Origin of the sequence: Streptomyces sp. NPDC002564 (genome assembly GCF_042889645.1) — a bacterium.
In the GTDB taxonomy this organism is placed as follows: domain Bacteria; phylum Actinomycetota; class Actinomycetes; order Streptomycetales; family Streptomycetaceae; genus Streptomyces.
In genome coordinates this window covers 444,333-464,360 of record NZ_JBIARE010000003.1, presented here as the reverse complement: position 1 = coordinate 464,360, position 20,028 = coordinate 444,333, and the positions used below count along the sequence as shown (strand labels likewise).

16 protein-coding genes are annotated in these 20,028 nt (G+C 74.2%); 5 read left to right on the top strand and 11 right to left on the bottom strand.

Annotation, left to right across the window (positions count from 1 at the left end; translation table 11 throughout):
* Positions 1 to 8: 8 nt before the first annotated feature.
* From ACFYXE_RS13645 to ACFYXE_RS13610, 8 genes are all read right to left on the bottom strand, one after another.
* On the bottom strand, positions 9 to 236 hold the full coding sequence (locus ACFYXE_RS13645; protein ID WP_361176681.1) for a Trm112 family protein: 228 nt from the start codon (positions 234 to 236) through the stop codon (positions 9 to 11).
* The gene (locus ACFYXE_RS13640) at positions 233 to 1,141 is read right to left on the bottom strand and encodes a hypothetical protein (RefSeq protein WP_361176679.1); all 909 of its coding nucleotides are present in this window, start codon (positions 1,139 to 1,141) and stop codon (positions 233 to 235) included. The genes ACFYXE_RS13645 and ACFYXE_RS13640 overlap by 4 nt, the downstream gene beginning before the upstream one ends.
* A gap of 13 nt (positions 1,142 to 1,154) precedes the next feature.
* Positions 1,155 to 1,901, bottom strand: coding sequence for a class I SAM-dependent methyltransferase (locus ACFYXE_RS13635; protein WP_389312070.1), 747 nt, complete (start codon positions 1,899 to 1,901; stop codon positions 1,155 to 1,157).
* Positions 1,898 to 3,301, bottom strand: coding sequence for a condensation protein (locus tag ACFYXE_RS13630; protein ID WP_389312068.1), 1,404 nt, complete (start codon positions 3,299 to 3,301; stop codon positions 1,898 to 1,900). Before ACFYXE_RS13630 ends, ACFYXE_RS13635 begins: the two co-directional genes overlap by 4 nt.
* Complete coding sequence (locus ACFYXE_RS13625) at positions 3,298 to 7,758, bottom strand: alpha-(1->3)-arabinofuranosyltransferase family protein (RefSeq protein WP_389312561.1); 4,461 nt, start codon at positions 7,756 to 7,758, stop codon at positions 3,298 to 3,300. Before ACFYXE_RS13625 ends, ACFYXE_RS13630 begins: the two co-directional genes overlap by 4 nt.
* Complete coding sequence (locus ACFYXE_RS13620) at positions 7,755 to 8,474, bottom strand: class I SAM-dependent methyltransferase (RefSeq protein WP_361176671.1); 720 nt, start codon at positions 8,472 to 8,474, stop codon at positions 7,755 to 7,757. The genes ACFYXE_RS13625 and ACFYXE_RS13620 overlap by 4 nt, the downstream gene beginning before the upstream one ends.
* Positions 8,471 to 9,655, bottom strand: coding sequence for a glycosyltransferase family 4 protein (locus ACFYXE_RS13615; protein WP_389312066.1), 1,185 nt, complete (start codon positions 9,653 to 9,655; stop codon positions 8,471 to 8,473). The genes ACFYXE_RS13620 and ACFYXE_RS13615 overlap by 4 nt, the downstream gene beginning before the upstream one ends.
* 412 nt (positions 9,656 to 10,067) lie before the next feature.
* Positions 10,068 to 11,102 carry a DUF3068 domain-containing protein gene (locus ACFYXE_RS13610; RefSeq protein ID WP_389312064.1) on the bottom strand — a complete coding sequence of 345 codons (1,035 nt, stop codon included), beginning with the start codon at positions 11,100 to 11,102 and terminating at the stop codon, positions 10,068 to 10,070.
* A gap of 225 nt (positions 11,103 to 11,327) precedes the next feature.
* Here ACFYXE_RS13610 and ACFYXE_RS13605 point away from each other — a divergent pair, with 225 nt between their 5' ends.
* The 3 genes from ACFYXE_RS13605 (at position 11,328) to ACFYXE_RS13595 (ending at position 13,706) form a co-directional block, all read left to right on the top strand.
* Positions 11,328 to 11,480, top strand: coding sequence for a hypothetical protein (locus tag ACFYXE_RS13605; protein ID WP_361176665.1), 153 nt, complete (start codon positions 11,328 to 11,330; stop codon positions 11,478 to 11,480).
* Positions 11,481 to 11,522: 42 nt separating this feature from the next.
* Positions 11,523 to 12,830: a helix-turn-helix domain-containing protein gene (locus tag ACFYXE_RS13600; RefSeq protein WP_389312559.1), complete on the top strand. Its 1,308-nt coding sequence runs from the start codon at positions 11,523 to 11,525 to the stop codon at positions 12,828 to 12,830.
* 159 nt (positions 12,831 to 12,989) lie between these two features.
* Positions 12,990 to 13,706, top strand: coding sequence for a hypothetical protein (locus ACFYXE_RS13595; protein ID WP_389312061.1), 717 nt, complete (start codon positions 12,990 to 12,992; stop codon positions 13,704 to 13,706).
* An 86-nt stretch (positions 13,707 to 13,792) separates the two neighbouring features.
* Here the strand turns inward: ACFYXE_RS13595 and ACFYXE_RS13590 are convergent, their stop codons facing one another.
* Positions 13,793 to 14,260, bottom strand: a complete 468-nt coding sequence (locus ACFYXE_RS13590; protein WP_389312059.1) for a MarR family winged helix-turn-helix transcriptional regulator — start codon at positions 14,258 to 14,260, stop codon at positions 13,793 to 13,795.
* A 146-nt stretch (positions 14,261 to 14,406) separates the two neighbouring features.
* Here ACFYXE_RS13590 and ACFYXE_RS13585 point away from each other — a divergent pair, with 146 nt between their 5' ends.
* Both ACFYXE_RS13585 and ACFYXE_RS13580 read left to right on the top strand, forming a co-directional pair.
* A complete protein-coding gene (locus ACFYXE_RS13585) occupies positions 14,407 to 15,438 on the top strand; it encodes an NADP-dependent oxidoreductase (protein ID WP_389312057.1) in 1,032 nt (343 codons plus the stop codon).
* Positions 15,439 to 15,570: 132 nt separating this feature from the next.
* Entirely contained in the window at positions 15,571 to 15,999 is a 429-nt protein-coding gene (locus ACFYXE_RS13580) for an organic hydroperoxide resistance protein (protein ID WP_355808728.1), read from the top strand.
* 74 nt (positions 16,000 to 16,073) lie between these two features.
* On the opposite strand, the gene ACFYXE_RS13575 is transcribed toward ACFYXE_RS13580, so the two are convergent.
* Together ACFYXE_RS13575 and ACFYXE_RS13570 are read right to left on the bottom strand one after the other, a co-directional pair.
* Complete coding sequence (locus ACFYXE_RS13575) at positions 16,074 to 17,234, bottom strand: serine hydrolase domain-containing protein (protein WP_389312054.1); 1,161 nt, start codon at positions 17,232 to 17,234, stop codon at positions 16,074 to 16,076.
* Positions 17,235 to 17,318: 84 nt separating this feature from the next.
* Complete coding sequence (locus ACFYXE_RS13570; protein WP_389312052.1) at positions 17,319 to 19,919, bottom strand: M14 family zinc carboxypeptidase; 2,601 nt, start codon at positions 19,917 to 19,919, stop codon at positions 17,319 to 17,321.
* Positions 19,920 to 20,028 lie beyond the last annotated feature (109 nt).

Genomic DNA, 20,028 nt, shown 5'->3' with positions numbered 1-20,028 from the left:
GCCCCCCGTCACGGGGACATCCGCTTGAGGAGCTGCTCGTGCTCCTCCTCGGGCACCTGCTCGCCGGAGGACGGCAGGAGCTGCGGGATGCCGTCGACGACCGGGTAGCGGCGGCGCAGCCGCGGGTTGTACAGCGACTCCTCCGGCACGAGGGGCTCCTGCGCGGCCAGCAGGTGCAGGGGGCCCTTGTCGAGGGGGCAGGCGAGGATCTTCAGCAGCGGGTCGTCGTGGTTCATCCGCTGGTCAACTCCTTGGGGGTGGTCGCGGGCGGGGGAGCGGTCTCGTCGTGTTTCGGCATGGCGAGGAGCACGGACACGGCGAGCACCGTGCCCGCGATCCGCAGTGCGAGGCGCACCGGCTCGTGCGGCAGCGCCTCGCCGAACGCCAGCGTGCCGAGCACCGCGGTGAACAGCGACGTCACCGTCGTGCACACCGGGACGATCAGCGACGCCCGGCAGCGCTGCAGCGCGGCCTGCGACATGACCAGGCCGAACGCGCCGGTGAAGAGCAGCAGATACGGGTAGGGCGAGCGCAGCAGGTCGCCGAGGGCGCCGCCGATGTCCCGGGTGGTCAGATAGCTGGAGACGCCCTTGATGGCCAGCGAGCTCACCCCGTACAGCAGGCCCACCGCGACGCCGTACTCGACGCCCGCCGTCGGCATGCGGTGCCGGTGCTTGGCGCGGCGCTCCGCGGAGCCGTACAGCCAGACGCCCGCCGCGAGGGAGGGCAGGCACACCGTGAGGATCAGCGGCACGGGCGCGCCGTGGCCCACGGTGTCGCTCTCCTCGCTGAGCGAGAGGACCACCATGAGCAGCGCGAGCAGGATCGCGGCGACCGCGTACCGCTCGCGGCCCGAGGTGCGCTCGCCGAGCAGCACCGAGGAGAGCAGCAGCAGGAGGACCAGACCGGACACGAAGATGCCCTGGGCGGCGGCGATCGGCAGCGTGCGGTACACGGCGAGCTGCGCGCCGAAGCCCGCGGCGAGGGACAGCGAGCCGCCGATCCACAGCGGGCTGCCGAGCACCTGGCGCAGCAGCCGCGCCGGCTTGCGCACGCTGACCTCGGGCATCGACGTCAACGCCCGTTTCTCCAGGACGAATCCGGTGCTGTAGAGCAGGTTCGCGAGCAGCGCCGCGGCCACGCCCCACCACATGTCAGGCCTTTCGGGCGTGCAGCAGGAGGATCGAGGCGGCGCTGGGCACGGCGCAGGCCAGCCGGTCCAGGGCGCGCAGCGGGCGCGGCACGCCGTGGAAGGGCGCCCCGGACAGGCCCACGACCTCGAAGCCGCTCGCGGCCACGAACTCCCGCAGCGCGCGGGCGGTGTAGAGCCGCAGGTGTCCGACGACCTCCTTGCCGGGGCGGCCGTGGATGCCGCGCAGGCTCACCTCGGAGAAGACGGGCTGCACCCCGGCCAGCAGCAGGCCGCGGTTGTACCAGGCCGCCAGGTTGGGCGTGGACAGCATGAGGTGGCCGCCCGGCGCGAGCACCCTCCGCAGCTCGTCCAGGGCGCTGTCCGGGTCGACGAGGTGCTCGACGACCTCGCTGAACAGCACGGCGTCGGCCGCTCCGTCGGCGAACGGCAGCCCGCCGCCGGTCAGTTCGCCCCGCACGACGTACGGCAGGCGGGCGTGCGCCCGCTTGAGGGCGTCCTGCGACCAGTCCACGCCGATGACGCGGTGGCCGGCGAGCAGCGGGGCCGCGGTCGCCGCCGCCGTGCCGTCGCCGCAGCCGATGTCCAGGACGGTGGCGGTGCGGGCGGTGGCCGGGCCGAGGGCGGCGGCCAGCACACGGGCCTGCCGGATGCTGCGGGCGTCGCCGGACGCGACGGGCACGGCGGGATTCTCGTAGAAGTCCCGCAGTTCCCGGGGGCGCCGGGCGGTCGCCTTGGTCGCGGTGGTCACGTGGACCCCCCGTGGGTGTCGGTGTGTTCCGTCGCGTGCAGGTAGTGCTCGAAGAGGTCGCGCAGGTGGGCGCCGTCGCCGTGGCTGAGCAGCGTCTTCGACCAGCGCAGCGCCAGGTGCAGCCGGCCCGCCGTCGACGCGGTGGTCACCGTGAGGCCGCGGGGCAGCCGGGCCGGTGCGGAGAACCAGACGGCGTGCGCGCGGCCCGCGTCGCCGAAGTCCAGGGCGTACGGTATGCGGCCGATGTTGGACAGGAGCGTGGTCGACGTCCAGGGCGCGGCGGCCCTGCGCAGGCCGCGGGTGACGGCGGCGCGCAGCGTGACCGGCAGCACCGGCGCGGTCAGGAGGGCCGCGCCGCGGCCCAGTTGGGGGCGGGGCAGGGCCTTGAGGGCGCGGGTGCGGTCGGAGGTGCGGCGCAACAGGTCGTGGATCGCCGTCGGCGTCCACTCGCGCGGCGCCAACTCGGCTGCGCTGAACGGTACTTCGACCAGGCGGGTGCCGTTGCCGATGGGCATGGTGGCGTCCCGCGGCCGGTCGTCGACGGGCATCGTGATGCGGAACGGGCGCGGGCGGGCCCCGTGTTCGCGGTTCCAGTGCGCGATCATCAGCGCGGTCGCCACCATCAGCTGGTCGTTGACGGTGAACGGCGACCCCTTGGGCCTGCGCGGCACCGGCAGGTCGGCGACGAGCATGCCGTTGCCGGGGGACGGCTCGGGGGAGCCCTTGGCGACCCGGGCCGGGGCCGCCAGGCCCGAGGGCGCGTCGGACGGCGGTTCGGGGGCCGCCCCGTCGCCGCCGGGTGCGCGGGACGGGGGCGCGGCGGGGGAGTTGTCCCGGCCGCCGTAGAGCTCGGCGGCCGTCGCGAGGACCCGCAGGCAGGCCGGGCCGTCCAGCGCCGTGTGGTTGATGGTGAGGAAGAGGACGGCGCCGTGGTCCGGGGCGGGCGCCGGGCCGGAGCCGGGCGGCGCGGTGGTGCCATGCGTCGCCGGTGGCGGCGCCGCCACCACCTCCAGGCGGATCGGCGGCGAGGAGGTGAGCGGCGGGGCCTGGGCCAGCGCCCGTTCCCTGGCGCGCTTGAGGGCGTCCCGCTCCGGACGCGGGAAGGTGACCACCTCCAGGTCGGGCCCCCCGGTCAGCTCCCACTCGTAGCGGCGCCGGTACCAGGGCCCGCGCGCCTCCCGCATCAGGATCCGCGGGTGGCGGCGCAGCGCCTCGTGGAACGCGGTCCGCAGGCGGTCCGGGTCCGGGGTGCGGGGCAGGTGGACCTCGATGTGCACGGTCTCCGGCTCCTCCTCCTGGAGGCAGTGCCGGGAGACCTCGTCGACGACGGGGAACGGCACGCGCGCGGGCGGCCGTCCGGGCCCGTCCGCTCGCCGTGCCGGGTGGTCCAGTGCGGTCATCGCTGGGTGCCTTCTCCTGTCGTGGGCGTACGCCTGCGCCGCGCGAAGCGCACCGTCCGGCCCGCCGGGGGCGCGGGCTCCGGCTGGGCGGACGCGGGGCCGCGCGCCGAGACGGTGTGGCCCGTCCCGGGGTGGCCGCCGTCGTCGTGCTCCGCGCCGGGGGCGCCGTCCCGCTCGTCCTCGCCGCGCCTGCGCCGGGGCAGCGGGGGCGCGGCCGGGTCGTGGTCCGGGACCACCGGCAGCTTCGTCGTCGCCGTGGCGTCCGGGCCGGGTGCGGGCGCGTACGGCGGCGGACCCGCCGGGTCGTACCGGCCGTGCCGGGGGGCCGCCGCGCGCGGCCGGGCCTCGCGGACCGTGACCAGCGCGGCGAACAGCGCGATGAGCGCGAGGAGTTGGGCCGGTCTGCCGAACGCGCCCTCGTCGGCCGCGATCGAGTCGCCCGCGCCCGTCGCCGCCGCGATGCCCGCGCCGGCCATCGCCAGGAACGCGATCGGCACCAGCAGCGCGTGCCGCCACCAGGCGAGCAGCGCGAGCGCCGGGACCAGCAGGGCGAACGGGCCGGCGATCACCGCGGCGACCAGGGTGAGCGCGACCGTGCCGAGCACGATGCCCGGGGCGGGCGGTGCGGGGGCCGGGGCGTCCGGGTTGGGCTCGCGGCGCCGCACCACGACCAGGGCGATCAGGGCGAGCACGCCGATCCCGGCCAGGATCAGGCCGATCTCGTAGACCTGCGACGGCTCGTAGCTCAGCTTGACGGTGCCGCCCTCGCCCTGCGGGATCAGCCAGCCCTGCTGCCAGCCGTCGAGCCGCACCGAGGTGAGCTCCTTGCCGTCGAGGGTCGCCTTCCAGCCGTCGTTCACGTTCTCGTACGTCGTGAGGTACGAGGCCGCGCCCGAGCCGACCGTCAGCTCGCGGCGGTCGCCCAGCCAGTCCTTGACCTTCAGCTCGCGGGCGGCGGTGTCGACCGCGCCGGGCGTGCCGCGGGTCAGCGACGCGTCCATGACGGCCAGCGGGCCCGCGTCGCCGGTCTCCACGCTGTGCGCCCCGGCGCCGAGTTCGACCCGGGCGTCGTCCTTGCCCTGCTGGCAGAGCGTGACCTCGACGGGGCGCCGGTCGGTCAGGTCACGGACCGTGCCCTTGGCGCTGGTCTGGAACAGCTCGCCGTCCACGGACATGGTCGGGCCCTCGCCGCACGGCAGCGAGAAGGTGGCCGAGGCCTTGGGCTGCGGGGTGCGGTACTTGTCCAGCGCGGGGACGTACACCTCGGTGAGGCCCACCGGCAGTTGCAGGTCGGTGTCCGCGACCGGGTTGTGGACCGTCAGCGGGGCGGTCTCGGTGATGGTGATGTCCAGCTGGTCGGTGGTGATCGGGGCGAAGCGGGCGTTGCCGTTCTCGTCGACGCCCGCGGTCGCCGCGCCGTCCGGCGAACTGATCTCGATCTTCAGCGGGCGGGTGGAGATGCCGCCCGCCGCGGGCAGCACGATCTCGCCGACCGGCTGCTTGTCCGGCCACTTGAGGTGGATCACCGGGTCGTCCGCGGAGCCCGCGATCCAGCCCGTCGTCAGATCGCCGTCGGTGAGGTTGCGCGGCGACAGGCCGTTGCCCAGCTTCGCCGTGGAGTCGGCCGTGGCGATGATCTGCTGTTCCTGCTCCGGCGCCACCTTGTAGAGCAGCTGGTCCAGTTCGGCGCCCGGCACGGCGACCGCGCTGGCCTTCATCTCGTACGTGCCGTCGCCCGACGTCGTGAAGCGCCGGTGCAGGCCCGCCTCGGAGTTCACCGGGGACAGGGCGCTCGGGTCGGAGGAGCGGTGCATCGAGTACGTCGTCGCCTTGGCGTCCGTGGACTTCTCGGCGTCCGTGGGGAGCTGGAGGAGCTTGGTGACGCGCACGTCGGGGATGCTGATCTCGGAGAAGCCCGCGCCGGTCAGGCCGGGCCGCGCCTCCTGGGTGTCCAGGATCGTCAGCTTGATCCAGCCCGTGGAGCCCGCGGGGGCCTTGATCCGCTGGACGGTGCCGTCGGGCTGCAGGGGGCTGGTGGCGCTGCCCCGCTCCGTCTCCACGCGCACCCGGGTGGGCGCGGACCGCACGCCGTCCTGCGGCAGCGGCGTGACGCGGAAGGAGGCGGGGACGTCCACCTTCGCGTTGAACTCGGCCTTGATCCACTCGCCGTCGGCGGCACCGGCGTTGCCCTCGGCCCACGCCGTCGCCGGGTTCCCGTCGAAGGCGTTCACCGGGTCGTACTGCGGCAGGTGGAAGAGCCAGTTGCCGTAGCTGGAGGCGGTGACCGCCCTGGCGCCGCGCAGCTCGGCGGTCGTCTGGTGCTCGACGCCCGTGGTCGGCAGGATCTGGTGCGGCTTCTTGCCGGGGTCCTGGGAGGCGTCGACGGCGTTCTTCTCGTCGCGGGTGTACGTGTATGAGGTGTTGGTGTTGACCAGGCCGAAGCGGGTGTCGGCGCGGCGCAGTCCGTCACCGACCGCCTGCAGCGCGGGGGCGCCGACGCCCGGGTGGTTGTCGCCGGTCAGGACGGCGGGGCGGTCCCGCATCGAGGGGTCGGCGGAGAGCGGCAGCAGGGACTCCGGGCCGCCGCTGACCACCGCGGTGTTGGACACCGGCTTCAGGCCCGCCTGGCCGGGGCGCTCGGCGTCCTTGCCCGGGGCGTAGATCTCCACGGCGCGCTGGCGCGGGTAGAGGCCCTCGACCTGGATCGGGGTGTCGTTCGCCAGCTTCCCGTCGGTCGTCGTCGGGCCGAGGCCGGTGACCCGGCTGAAGCCGGACTCCTCCAGGGTGCGCTTGACGGTGGCGCTCGGGACGTGGCCGACCTGGTCGGGGTCGAGGTCGTTGCGCACGACGACGTAGTAGAGGCCGGCGCGGGTCAGGTAGTCGCGCAGGCCCGGCACGGCGCCGCCGGTCATCAGCGCCTGCTCGACCGCGTCCATCGCGCGGCGGTTGCCCGGCGTGCCGAACGGCACGTAGTCGCGCTGCGCCCAGCGGGAGTCGGCGAGCACGTCCAGGGGCTGGTCGATGGGCGAGCCCCAGGTGTAGATGCCGTGCGCGGTGGCGGGGACGACCAGCGCGCGGGAGTCGGGGGAGTACTTCTCCAGCCAGTCGGCCGTCGCCTGCCAGTACGTGGGCAGCTTCTGGAACGAACCGGGCTGCAGGATCGAGCCGTTGAGGTAGGGCCAGGCCAGGCCGGGCAGCACGAGGACCGCCGCGATCAGCGGCGCGAAGCCGCGGCCGCGCACCCGGCGTGCCCCGCGCGCCTGCGCGGCCACGCCCACCAGGTGCATCAGGCCGAGGACCAGGGCGAGGGCCAGGCCCGTCTGGAACTTGTAGATGTTGCGGAACGGCACGAGCCCGCCGTTCAGCCACGACTGCACGGTCTCGTGGAAGGGCGCCCCGAACGCGCCGCCGTACCCGGCGAGCGTGATCAGGACGACGGAGAGCACCGTCAGGACCAGCCAGCGCCGTTCCGGCAGGTCGCGGCGGGCCAGGCCCGCCAGGCCCAGGGCGGCGGCGAGCGCCGAGCAGACGATGGTCACGACGGCCGTCGCCACCGTCCAGCCGGCCGGCAGCCAGGCCTCGCCGAAGTGCAGGTACGCGACCCAGTTCCCGGCGCCGCGCAGCGTCTCGGTGGCCGACATGGTGTCCGTCGTGGTCGCCGACGTCTCCACGTAGGGCAGGAAGTTCTCGCCGTAGATGCCGAGCATCAGGAGCGGTACGACCCACCAGGCGGTGGCCAGGACGACGCCCGGCACCCACCAGGTGATCAGCTTCCGTTTGCGCGGGCCGTTCGGTCTGGACAGCAGGTACAGGCCCACGGGCAGCAGCGAGGCGAGCGTCGCCGCCGCGTTCACGCCGCCCATGAAGGGGATGATCAGCGCCGAGCGGCAGGCGGCCAGGCGCGCGCTGAGCCGCTCGTCGGTCAGCGGCAGCAGCACCCACGGCAGCACCGCGCCGGGCAGCGCGGCCGCCGACGTGGAGCCGACGACCACGGTGAAGGTCGGCCACAGCGCGTACACCACCGCGCCGAGCAGCCGGCTGTGGCGGCTGCCGACGCCGAGGCGCTCGGCGAGGCGCAGCGCGCCCCAGAACGCCGCCGCGACGATCAGCGAGAGCCACAGCCGCTCGGCCAGCCACACCGGCAGCTGCACCAGCTTGGCCAGGCCGTAGAACGGCAGCATCGGGAACGCGTATCCGACGTACTGGTCCTGGATCCCGCCGAAGCCGCCCCGGTCGTGCCACAGCTGGCCCAGGTCGGAGAGGAACTGCCAGGGGTCGACGGCGACACCGAGCTTGGTGTCGAACGTCATCCGCCCCGGTTTCACCGCGAGGAAGAGCACGAACACCACGGCCCAGAACCCCAGCAGCCAGCGCCGCGAGCGCGGCCCCCGCGAGGGTTCAGGGGCATCGGTCGTGGGCCGTACGGCCGCCGGGGGTGGGGCCTGGACCGTGGTCATGGACACCGCCTGAGGATGAGGAGGAGATTCCAGGTCGCGATCTCGCGCACACCCGGCACCTTGGTGATCGCCCCGGCCAGGAACGGCCAGTAGCGGGAGCGCGCCGACACGATCGCCACGTCGTCGCGGCCCCGCACCTGGCGCAGGGTCGAGCCGACGTGGTGGACGAAGAGGTTCTCGCCGAGCGTGTGCTTCGCGGCCTTGCCGGTACGTCGTTCGTAGCGGGCCCGGGCCCGGTCGGCGCCCAGGTAGTGCCAGGGCGCCCACTCGTGACCGCCCCACGGGGACAGCCAGTTGGTGAACGAGACGTAGATCAGTCCGCCGGGCCTGGTGACCCGGACCATCTCGCTCAGGAACGTCTGCGGGTCGTCGACGTGCTCCAGGACGTTCGAGGAGAACGTGACGTCGGCGACGCCGTCGGCCAGCGGCAGCAGATAGCCGTCGGCCACCACCGCGCCCTCGGGGGGCTTGGTCCCCAGCTCGGCCGGGTCGGGCTCGAAGAGGAAGGACTGCGCGCCGCGCCGCCGGAACTCCTCGGTGAAGTAGCCGCCCCCGCCGCCGATGTCGACGACGACGCGGCCGCGCACCGGACCGTACGCCTCGACCTGGTCGGCGGCGTCGCGGGCGAGGAGCGTGTAGCAGCGCTCGGGCTCCTGCTGTTCGCGCAGGAAGGCCCGGAAGAGGGTGACGGAGCGGCGCAGCGACGGGTCCTTCACACAGACCCCTGTGGTGACGGGGGTGCCGCGGACACCTGGTGGGCGGCGAACGCCTCGGCCGCCACCGCCTGGAACTGGCGGACCGTGTTGCCCCAGCGGAACCGGGTGGCGCGCTCACCGGCGGCCTTGCCGAGGGCTCTGCGGCGCTCGGCGCTCAGGGCCAGCGTGCACCAGGCCGCGGCGAAGGAGCTCTCGCCCCGCGCGAGCAGGCCGGTCACGCCGTCCTCGACGGAGTCGCGCACCCCCGGGACGTCGAAGCCGATCGAGGGGGTGGATCGGGTCGCCGCCTCGGTGATGACCAGGCCCCAGCCCTCCACGGCCGAGGGGTGGAGCAGCATCCAGGCCTCGCACAGCAGCCGGTGCTTCTCCGCCTCGCTCACATGGCCCCGGAACTCCACGCCGGGACCGGCGAGCCGTTCCAGGCGCTGCCGTTCGGGGCCGTCGCCCACGATCACGAGCCTGCCGCCCGTGACGGGTCTGACGCGCTCCCACAGCCGCAGCAGCAGGTCGATGCGCTTGTACTCGACGAGCCGGCCCATCGCGAGGAACAGCGGCTCGTCGGAGCGGGCGTGCAGCGGGCCCGGCTCCTCGACGCCGTTGTGCACGATGCGGATGCGCTCCCGCTCGACGCCGATCCCGCGCAGCGCGGTGGCCGTCGACGGCGAGACGGCCACCAGCAGGTTGCCGCGCTGCGCGCCGGTGAGCGCCCAGTGCTCCAGGCGTCTGCCGAGCCGCGCCGCGGGCGCGAGGGCACCCTGGAAGCGCATCCCCCACAGGTCCGTGTGGACGTGGTTGACCAGGCACAGGGTGGGCCCGCGGTGCCACAGCGGCGCCAGGTACGGCATGCCGTTGCAGACCTCGACGAGCAGGTCGCAGTCGCCCACCTGGCGGGTGAACGCGGAGCGCGCCCGCAGGTAGTGGCCCAGGTCGCCGCCCGCGGACACGACGCGGTAGTCGCGGTACGCGGCGGGTCCGCCGCACAGCAGGGTGACCTGGTGGCCCAGCTTGCTGAGCCCGTCGGCCAGGCGGTCGACGAGGAGTTCGGAGCCGCCCGCGGCCCGGTTGCCGAGGTCGCGGTGGGCGAGGAAGACGATCCGGCGCGGGTGTGGGGGAGGCGCCGGAGGGCGCTCCGCGCGGCGTGGGGCGGCCGCGCGCAGCGAGGACGGTACGTGCTGGGGCATGCGTGCTCCAACTCGTCTCAGGGTGCGGAACTGTGGGGGGTCCGGTCGGCGGAACGGTCCTGCGGGGTTCTGCGGTCCTGCTGGGGTGGAGCGGGCCGGGCGGGAGACCGTGGGGGCCTCACGCGCAGGTGCGGTGCCCGGCCGGTGCGGGTGACGCGGGGCGGTGCGGGGTGGTGCGGGGTGGTGCGGGTGACGCGGGGTGGTGCGGGTGACGCGGGGTGGTGCGAGGCGGTGCGGAGTGGTGCCGGGTGGTGCGGGGCGGTGCGAAAGAGGTGGTGCGCGGGTCCTGCGGGGCGGTGCCGGGGTGGTGCGGGGACTGTGCGCGGGTGGGGGTGGACAGTTTTCGCCGCCCCGTACCGCGCGGCTACTCACCGAAGTGACAATTTCCCCGCCATTTTTGGCTGACGCGTCATCACATCGTGCTGGACTGCAGGGCGGTCGGCGACGTCCCGCTATTCGGACCGTCCGGCTCCGCGGATTCACCGCGACGTCCCGGGCCGTTCGCGCCGTCGTCATGCCGTCCTCGTGCGACCAGGGCGATTCCGGCCAGCGCGAGCGCCCCGCCCAGGACGGCCGCGACGATCGGCAGCGTCTCGCCGACCAGCTTCAGCCGGCTGCTGTCGTCGTCCGCGAGCTTCACCTGGGCCTTCTGGGTGGCCGGCGTGAACGCGATCCGCTCGCTGTCGAGCAGCACGGTGGCGTCCTTGTCCGAGCCCGGCGCGCGCAGCGTCTTGCGCGGCCCGATCGCGGCGTAGATGATCCGGCCGGTGCGCTGGTCCGCGACCAGCTCGATGCCGTGGTTGGCGTAGTACTCATTCGCGATCACCTGACTCCTGCTCGGCTGGCCGACCAACCGGCCCGGTACTTGCCGGGTGCCCGTCTTGGTGGCTTTCACCGTCGCCGTGAAGCGGTAACCCTCGTACCCCTGGACCTTCTTGGTGCCGCGGTAGGTCAGCGGCACGGTCGCCCCCAGCGTGTTGTCCCACCAGGTGTAGGAGCGCTTCTCCACGTCGAAGGGGAACTTCAGGTACGCCTCGCCCTCGAAGTAGGGCTCCTCCTTGCAGCAGTGCACCGGCGCGTTCGTCTTCCGGTCGGTGACCCAGCGCTCCAGCGTCCACTGCAGCGAGTCGTGCGGGTCGGCCGCGGGCAGCGACTTGTCGGGGTCCACGGACGTGGACACGTCCCAGACCGCCCGCCCGCTGTCCTCGCTGTCGGCGACGTCGCCGCGCACCTGGCGGGTGATCGTGAGGTTCTTGTCGTGGACGGTCTTGATCTTCTCGGTGTCGAAATAGCTTCCCTTGCCCTTGAAGACGGTCGTGATGTCGACGTCCACGGGCGTGCGTTTCGCGCGCGGTTCCACGTACCAGGCCAGCATCGGGGCCAGGACCAGAAGAAACGCGCCGAGCCCGAGAAGGATCAGCGACAGCGGAGAGGCGGTGCGGCGCATGAGGTCACTCCTGGGCTGAGGGCGGGAGAGTGTTACCGAGCCGTATGGGCCGGGAACCGTAGGCGCACCCTTGACGAAGTGTCAATGCATTGCCGAGACTGGGCACTTGCCGGGCGGGGCCGGTACGAGCTGGGTGACCTGCACTGTGGCCAGAGCCGCTCGACTGGCCGAGGGACCGCGTGACCGGGGTGGGGACGACCTCCGACAGAGAGGCTGACCCTCGCAATGCACCGACTGCTCGCCGCTTCACTCACCGTCGTCGCCGCGGCACTCCTCGCCGTGGGCGCGTCGCTCGGCATCGTCGCGCTCCTCGACGCCACACCGGACCAGCCCAATACACCCCTGGTGCACTACGAGACGCCCACCCGGGGTCAGTGAGCGACGGTGGCCGCGACCCACGCCCAGGCGTCCGACGAGTGGATGAGCGACGATCCGACGGCCGACGACCGCGCCGGGCACGACCCGTTCCGCTCGGCCTGGCGCGACGTGCCGCCCCGGCAGGTGCGGCAGTTCGCCGCGCTCGCCCTGGAGGAGGTGCCCGCGCTCGCGCAGGACATCCTGCGGGAGATCCGCGCCGAGTACCCCGGCCTGCCCGTCGTCCTGGACGACTCGGGCGAGCCGATGGCGCTCGTCGGCATCCGCCGTGCCCTGGAGGGCTTCGTCAAGGAGATCGCGTCCCAGGAGGGCCGCCCGCGCTACCACCTGGAGGTCTTCCAGGAGTTCGGCCGCGGCGAGGGCCTGCACGGCCGCAGCCTCGACTCGCTCCAGGCCATCTACCGCCTGGGCGTACGCCTGGCCTGGCGCCGCCTGGCCGAGATCGGCCAGCAGATCGAGATCCCGCCGCCCGCCATGTACGAACTCGCCGAGTCCGGCTTCGAGTACCTGGACGGCCTGGTCGACCAGTCCGTGCGCGGCTACGCCGAGGCCGCGGCCCGCGAGGCGGGTGAACGGCTGCGACTGCAGCGCAAGTTGATGGAGCTGCTCCTCTCGGAGCGCCGCTCGGACGCATCCGCCGGGTACCCGTACGGCCCCGCGGCGGGCCACGGCCCGGCCACCGGCGCCGGCGCGCTCGGCAACGCCCTGGGCGAGCGCGCCGCCCGGGTCGGCTGGCAGTTGCCCGAACGCGTCGCGGTCGGTGTCCTGCTGCGCCCCGCGCGCGACGCCGTCGCCCCCGCCGTCGGACAGGGCGTCCTGCTCGACATGGAGGCCGAGCAGCCCCGCATGGTCGTCCCCGACCCCGACGCGGCCGGGCGGCCCGAGCTGCTGCGCCGTGCCATGACCGGCTGGTCGGGCGCCATCGGCCCGCCCGTCGCGCTCGCCGACGCGGCGAAGTCGCTGCGCTGGGCGGAGGCCGCGGTGCGCCTGATGGAGCGCGGACTGCTGCCCTCCGGCGAGGTCCTGCACTGCACGGAGCACACCGAGGCACTGGTGCTCCTGCAACCCGAGGAACTCATCGAGGACCTGGCCCGGCGCTGCCTCGCCCCCTTGGACCACTGCGGCCCGGCCCACGGCCGCCGCCTCGCCGAGACCCTGCTGGCCTGGCTGGAGACCCGGGGCGGCGCTCCCGAGGTGGCGGCCCGCCTGGGCGTCCACCCGCAGACGGTCCGCTACCGCCTGCGCCAGATCAGGGAGCTGTGGGGCGACGAGATAGACGATCCGGACCGCCGGTTCGAACTGGAACTCGTGCTGCGCGCCCGCCGGTTGCGGGGCGAGCTCGGCCGGGCCTGAGCCGGGCGCGACCGGGGCGTTCCGGTCGTACTGCCGTGCCCCGCGTCCTCCGCGCGGACGCCCGCCGGCCCCCGGTACACCGGACGTTTCGATTCCGCACACAACTTTCACAGCGCCAACTTCCGTTGGTACGGACCCGGCACTTAGCCTCCAGGCCTCATGGACTACTGCCAGCCGTGCCGCAGGCACCTCAACGGCGCCCTCGCCTGCCCGGGGTGCGGAGCCCCGGCCGAAGCCTGCCGGGAGTACGCCCAGACCGTCGCGGTGTCCCCGCAGCAGCCCGGCGATGGCCTGCCGCCGGGGGACGACGCGTACGACGGTCCTGCGCCGCGCACCCGCGGCCGCCGCAAGGAGCGCAGCCGCCGGGCGCACCGGCGCAGGCGCCGCAAGGTCCTGTTCGTCACCGCGGGACTCGCGCTCGCCGCGGGCGGCCTGAGCCTGGCCGAGCTGGGCACCGAGAGCCGCTCCGAGGACCCCGCCGCCGCCTCCGTACGGGACGCCGGAACGGCCGGACCCTCCCCGTCGCGGTCCGGCGAGGCGGCCGGGGGCGCCCCCGGTGCCGCGACGGCCGAGGACGCGGTGGCCACCTCGGCACCGGCGTCCGGGGCGGCGCGGGACGCCGGGCGGCGGGCGGAGCGGGAGCGCGCCGACGGGCGTGAGACGAAGGGGGGCGCGGAGCGCCGCGACGACGCCCACGGGGGTGGCGGGGACCCGCGCCCCGCCGCGACGCCGACCGCGGCACGCCCGCCCGCGGGCGGCGGCCCGGCCACGGCCCGCCCGACGCCCCCGGCCGCCACCGCCGAGCCGCGCCCGACCCGGCCCCCGGCCCCGGAGCCGACCAGGACCTGCGACCGCTTCCTGTGGTGGTGCACCTGACCGCAGGCACCCCTGACCGCAGGCACCCCCGACCGCAGTCACCCCCGACCGCAGGCCACGGGGACACCGCGTCCCCGTGGGTCCCGTCACCCCTGCGGCGGCAGGAACTCCTCGCCCAGCATCCGGCGCAGCAGCCCGCGCAGCGCGAGCCGCTCCTCGCGGGAGAGCCCGGCCAGCGGCTCCCGGGCGAAGTCCAGTGACTCCCGCAGGCTGCGGGCGACCTCGACGCCCCGGTCCGTGGGCGCCGCCAGCTTCACGCGCCGGTCGGCCGCGTCGGGGCGCCGCTCGACCAGGCCGCGTGCCTCCAGGCGGTCCACGATCCCGGTGATGTTGGACGGCTCGCACTTCAGCTTCCGCGCGATGCGGCGCATGGGCAGCGGTTCCAGGGCGAGGAGCCCGAGGACCCGCGCCTGCGCGCCGGTCAGCGCGTGCCCGGCGGCCGCTTCCTCGTACTCCTCGTAGTAGCGCGCCACGACCGTGCCGATGAGCTCGACGACTTCGAGCGTCAGCGGGTCGGCGCTGGGCGTGCGGGCACGGGAGCTGCTGGTGGCCATGGTCACCAGGCTACCCGGTTACTTGACATCATGAAATATTCAGGCGCATGGTTGTTTCATAACCTCAAGCATTTCTGGTCGCACCAGACAGCGCGCCAGACATCGCAGCCAGACACCCCCGTGCACGCAGTAGGAGGACGCCCCCCATGTCCGTCACCCCCGAGCAGCTCCCCTCCGTCGGCCGCGAGTGGCACCTCGTGCGGCGCCCGTCCGGCTGGCCGGTCCCGGAGGACTTCGCGCTGCGCGAGGTCCCCGTCGAGGCCCCGGCCGAAGGCCGCGTCCTGGTCCGCAACCTGCACTTCTCCGTGGACCCGTACATGCGGGGCCGGATGAACGACGTGAAGTCGTACGTCCCGCCGTTCCAGCTGGACCGCCCCATGGAGGGCGGCGCGGTCGGCGAGGTCATCGCCTCGAACGCCGAGGGCTTCGCGGTCGGCGACCACGTCCTGCACTTCGCCGGCTGGCGCGAGTACGCCTCCGTCCCCGCCCAGCACGCCACCAAGGTGGACGCCCAGGCCGCGCCGCTCTCCGCCTACCTCGGCGTGCTCGGCATGACGGGCCTGACGGCGTACGCCGGGCTCCTGGAGGTGGCCTCCTTCAAGGAGGGCGACTCCGTCTTCGTGTCCGGCGCGGCCGGCGCGGTGGGCGGCCAGGTCGGCCAGATCGCCCGGCTCAAGGGCGCCTCGCGCGTCGTCGGCTCGGCGGGCTCCGACGAGAAGGTCAAGCTCCTGGTCGAGGAGTACGGCTTCGATGCGGCCTTCAACTACAAGGACCCCAAGCCGGTCGTCGAGCAGCTCAAGGAGGCCGCTCCCGACGGCATCGACGTCTACTTCGACAACGTCGGCGGCGAGCACCTGGAAGCCGCCATCAGCCGCATGAACGTGCACGGGCGCGCCACCATCTGCGGCATGATCGCCGGCTACAACGACACCGAGCCGACCCCCGGCCCGCGCAACCTCGCCATGGTCATCGGCAAGCGGCTGCGCCTGCAGGGCATGCTCGTGCAGGACCACGCGGACCTGCAGCCGGAGTTCGTGCGCGAGGTCGGCGGCTGGATCCGCTCCGGCGAGCTGGCCCACCGCGAGACGGTCGTCCAGGGCGTGGAGAACGGCGTCGAGGCCTTCCTCGGCATGCTCCGCGGCGAGAACACCGGAAAGATGATCGTCTCCCTGGGCTGACCGCCCGGCCCGGCGGGCCCGGCCCTTCGACCGGCCGGGCCCGCCGTCGTACTTCCGGTATCCGATAACCTAATTCCACAAGCCGTGGTTGTGGGCGCGCACCACGTCACATCTCAGGAGGAACAGGCACTTATGTCCATCCAGAAGATCGACGTCAAGTACACCGCTGTCGCCACCGCAGAGAACGGCCGCGACGGCCGCGTGGCCAGCGACGACGGCAAGCTCGACGTCGTCGTGAACCCGCCGAAGGAGATGGGCGGCAGCGGCGCGGGCACCAACCCCGAGCAGCTCTTCGCGGCCGGCTACAGCGCGTGCTTCCAGGGCGCCCTCGGCGTGGTCGCCCGCAAGGAGAACGCCGACATCTCCGGCTCGACCGTGACCGCCAAGGTCGGCATCGGCCAGAACGAGGCCGGCGGCTTCGGCCTGGAGGTCGCGATCACCGCCTCCATCCCGAACGTGGACGCGGCCACCGCGCAGTCCCTGATCGAGAAGGCCCACCAGGTGTGCCCGTACTCGAACGCCACGCGCGGCAACATCAAGGTCGAGCTCGCGGTCGCCTGACCCGGACCGACCCGCGTACGACGGAGGGCCGCACCCCGAAGGCGGGGGTGCGGCCCTCCGTCGTGCCCGCCTCCTCAGCGCGCCGCGAGCGCCGCCTCGTGCACGGCCCGCACCAGCCGCTCGTTCTCCGGAGCGGCACCGCCCGGGAACGCGAACCGCCGCCGCGTGTAGCCGTACGCCAGCCCGGCGCGCGGGTCCGCGAACGCCTGCGAGCCGCCCGCGCCGCTGTGCCCGAAGGAGCCCGCGCCGAGGAACGGGTACCAGTTCTCCGACGTCGCCTGGAAGCCCACCGCGAACACCTTGTGCGCCCGCGCCACCAGGTCGTGCCCGGCCGACTGGATCTGCCCGAACACCCCCAGGGTGTCCGCGGTCAGGAGCGCCGCACGCCCCTCGGCGCCGGTCGCCGCCGCCGCGTACATCCCGGCGAGGCCGCGCGCGGAGGCCACACCGCCGGCCGACGCGGGGCCCGCGGCGCGGATCGCGCGGGAGTTGGGCAGCGCCTCCAGGTCGGTGGGGAGCGCGGCGTTGCGGTTGAAGGCGATGGAGGTCAGGTCGTGCGGCCCGCCCGGCGCCGCCGCGAGGAGCGCCCGCTGCTCGGGCGTCGGCGCCATCGGCAGCACGGTGCGGAACCGCCCCTCGTGCTCCTCGGGCAGGCCCAGGAAGAAGTCCAGCCCGAACGGCGCCCGCACCCGCTCCTCGTACACCTCCCGCAGCCGGCGCCCGGTGGCGCGGAGGACCACCTCACCGGCGAGCGCCCCGACGGACAGCGCGTGGTAGCCGAAGGCGCCGCCCGGCCGCCAGAACGGGCGCTGGGCGGCGAGCCGGGCGGCGACCGCCCGGTCGTCGGCGAGCTCGTCGGGGGTGAACCCGGCGTCGGCGCCCACCACGCCCGCGCGGTGCGCGAGCAGCTCGCGCAGGGTGACGGCGCCCTTGCCCCCGGCGGCGAACTCCGGCCAGTAGTGGGCCACCTCGCGGTCCAGGTCGAGCACGCCGTCCTGGACGAGCAGGGCGACCACGAGGTGCGCCGCGCCCTTCGTGGACGAGTACACCCCGTACAGCGTCCCGCCGTCGGTGTCGGGGCCCGCCCACAGGTCGACGACCCTGCGGCCGTGGACGTACGCGGCGAGCTGGCCCGCGTAGTGCGGTTCCTGGTCGGCGAGTACGGCGGTGAACTCCTCGCGCACCGCCTCGAACCCCTCGGCGACGGTGCCCTGCACTCGGATCTCACGGGTCATGCGGTCAGGCCTCCGGGGCGCGGTGGGACGATCGTGCCCCGATCAACCGCCGCGCCCCGGGCCCGCATTCCCGCATCCCGCCGCCTACCGGCCGACCCGCAGCAACGCCCTGCCGACCTGCGGGAACACCCCCTTGGGGTGGGCGCGGAAGAGCGGCTCGGTGCCGAAGAGCACCACGCCCGTACGCCCGGCCGTCCCGCTGATCACCGAGGCGCGCCCCGCGGCCGCCGCCGGGCCCCCGCCGCCGTCCGGCAGGGCCCGCCAGTGGCCGGACAGCAGCGGGTTCCCGCTGCCGTACCGCTGCTCTACGCGCACGCCCCTGCCCAGGCCGGTGAACCACGTCGGCGCGTAGACGAAGCTGTGATCGGGCGCTCCGGCGGTGAGCGCGCCGCCGGTGTTCACCACCCGCACCACGCCGTTGGCGTCGCCGTTGCCCTCGACGGCCCGCGCGGTGAGCAGCTTCGCGTCGGCGTTCAGCGCGGCACCGGCCGCGCCCCGCCCCACCAGGCCGCCGCCCCGGGCGAGGAACCGGTCGAGTCCGGCCCGCGCCGCGGGGCTCAGCCGGGCGCGGTCGAGCCCGGCCGACACGAAGAGCGCGTCCGTCCTCCGCCAGTCGAAGCCCGCGTCGAGCACGGCGGTCGACACCGGCACCACGTCGAAGTTCATCTCCCGCAGCGCGAACAGCTCGCCCGGCGTGACGGCCGCCGCGACCCGCGTGCGGTGCAGCGGGGCGCCGCCGGTGGCCCTGGTGGCGTCGAAGGCCACGTCGTACGTCCGGGCGGCCGCGGTCGCCGCCCGGCGCGCCGACGACGGCAGGACCGCGCTTCCGTCCCGGTCGCTCCGGGCCGGCACACCCTGTGCGAGCAGCGAGTTCAGGGCCGCGATCTCGCGCGGGTCGTCCAGGCGCAGCCGCAGATCACCGCGCGGCGCCACGTATCCGACGCGCGACGCGGCGTGCACCGCCCGGGTGCGCACGCGGTCCAGGTCGCCGCGCTCGACGGCGTCCACGCGCGCGCCCCACAGGCGTCCCAGGCTCCACCCCGAGATGTCGTACATCGTCGCCACCTTGCCGCTGATGTCCCGCCCGTCGGCGAGCATGACGTTGGCCAGGCCTCGTTTGGGCTGGTGCATGTCGACGACGTACGCGCCCTTCGGGTACGTCCGCCCGCCGAGCCGGAACGACATCCCGGCGCGGGTGACGCGGACGTCGTTGGCGAGCAGATGGTCGACCAGCCGGGCCGCCGCCGTCGCCGACCCCCGGCCGCGCCCGTCGGCCGGAATCACGTACGCGCGCGGGAAGTCGGTGGTGTACACGTCCTCGGGGCCGATCCCGGGCACCCCCGGCACGGTCTCCTCCGACACCGGGACCTGCGCGGCGCCCGTGGCGCCCCGCCGGAACACCTCGATCTGGTCGGCGATCACCGAGCCGCGGTGGCGGTCGGTGTAGTCGAGGGTGGCGCGCATCGCGGCGCCCGCGATGTCCACGTTGACGGCCGCCCTGCGGCGCAGCTCGGCCACCGGCAGCGTGTCGTAGGCGGCGTTGTTCACCTGCATCGGGAACTCGATGGTGTGCGCGGCGACCGCGCCGTGGAACGGCATGTACTGCGGGGTGAAGATCGGCGGCCAGTCGTCCCAGCCCTCCTCCTGGTCGCGGAACGGGATGACGGGTGGCTTCACGCCGTCCTTCTCCTCGGTGTGGCCGAGGCCCTTGATGGCGGCCTCCATGCCCAGGGCGTTGGCGTAGGAGTGCTTGAGGAAGAGGTCGTACTCGTAGTTCTCGCCGTGCGGGGGAGTGGTCGGCTCGATCAGCGTGCCGTTCACGTACCCGTGCAGGTCGATCATCACCGCGGGCTGCTTGGTGATCGCGATCCGGCGCACCGCGCGGGCCTCGGGCTGGGAGGCGGTGATGAAGTCGCGGTTGAGGTCGAAGCCGCCCGCGTTGGCGCGGGTCCCCGCGATGCGGCCGTCGGGGTTGGTCGTGACGTTGAAGTAGAGGCGGTTGCGCGCCAGGAGCTTCCCGGTCCGTGCGTCCTTCGCGCCCGCCAGCTCCCGGATGAGCTTCAGGGCCGCGTCGGTCCCCTCCCACTCGTTGCCGTGGATGTTGTTGTTGACGAACACGGGCGTCTTGTACGAGGACTTGATCGCCTTGTCCGCGGCGGCGGCCGACGGTTCGTTCTCGATGCGCTCGCGCATCCGCTCCTGCCGGGCCGCCTCGCGCGCCGACTCCGGGGCGGTGACGGTCACCAGATAGAGCTGGTGGCCGCCCGCGGAGCGGCCGTTGAGCTCCACGCTCACCCGGTCGCCGATGCGCTGCAGCGCGTTCAGTTCGGGGGCTATGCCGTGGTAGGGCACGAGCCCCAGTTTCAGCGACTTGTCCGCCGGGTTCACCGGGGGCGCGGTGAGCCTGCGCTCGCGCGGATAGCCCCGGCCCGCGCCGTCCACGGACTCCACGGACTCCACGGACTCCACGGACTCCGCGGCTCCCGAAGCGCCGAGCGCCCGCTCCGCCGCGCCCTCGGGGGCCCGGGCGGCCGGTCCTGCGTCGTCCCGCGGGCCCTCGCGGGTGACCGGCCGTGGCGTCGGGCCCGCGGTCGCGCTGCCCGGGACGAGCGTGGTGAGGACCAGCGCGCCCGTGGCGGCGGCGGTGGCGAGCAGCAGGGGTCTGGACGGCCGGGATATGCCCATACGTACCTCCGGGAGATCGGTAGGCGAGGTCTACCGGTTCAACCCACCGACAACAAGAGGGCCTTGTGTCCCAGCTGTGACCCGACCGTCGACTTTCCCGCGCAAACCC

Coding starts and splice junctions, on each gene's coding strand:
- ACFYXE_RS13615 (WP_389312066.1), bottom strand. CDS start 9,655: ATGCCCCAGCACGTACCGTCCTCGCTGCGCGCGGCCGCCCCACGCCGC.
- ACFYXE_RS13610 (WP_389312064.1), bottom strand. CDS start 11,102: ATGCGCCGCACCGCCTCTCCGCTGTCGCTGATCCTTCTCGGGCTCGGC.
- ACFYXE_RS13575 (WP_389312054.1), bottom strand. CDS start 17,234: ATGACCCGTGAGATCCGAGTGCAGGGCACCGTCGCCGAGGGGTTCGAG.
- ACFYXE_RS13630 (WP_389312068.1), bottom strand. CDS start 3,301: ATGACCGCACTGGACCACCCGGCACGGCGAGCGGACGGGCCCGGACGG.
- ACFYXE_RS13590 (WP_389312059.1), bottom strand. CDS start 14,260: ATGGCCACCAGCAGCTCCCGTGCCCGCACGCCCAGCGCCGACCCGCTG.
- ACFYXE_RS13605 (WP_361176665.1), top strand. CDS start 11,328: ATGCACCGACTGCTCGCCGCTTCACTCACCGTCGTCGCCGCGGCACTC.
- ACFYXE_RS13600 (WP_389312559.1), top strand. CDS start 11,523: ATGAGCGACGATCCGACGGCCGACGACCGCGCCGGGCACGACCCGTTC.
- ACFYXE_RS13595 (WP_389312061.1), top strand. CDS start 12,990: ATGGACTACTGCCAGCCGTGCCGCAGGCACCTCAACGGCGCCCTCGCC.
- ACFYXE_RS13645 (WP_361176681.1), bottom strand. CDS start 236: ATGAACCACGACGACCCGCTGCTGAAGATCCTCGCCTGCCCCCTCGAC.
- ACFYXE_RS13625 (WP_389312561.1), bottom strand. CDS start 7,758: ATGACCACGGTCCAGGCCCCACCCCCGGCGGCCGTACGGCCCACGACC.
- ACFYXE_RS13570 (WP_389312052.1), bottom strand. CDS start 19,919: ATGGGCATATCCCGGCCGTCCAGACCCCTGCTGCTCGCCACCGCCGCC.
- ACFYXE_RS13580 (WP_355808728.1), top strand. CDS start 15,571: ATGTCCATCCAGAAGATCGACGTCAAGTACACCGCTGTCGCCACCGCA.
- ACFYXE_RS13585 (WP_389312057.1), top strand. CDS start 14,407: ATGTCCGTCACCCCCGAGCAGCTCCCCTCCGTCGGCCGCGAGTGGCAC.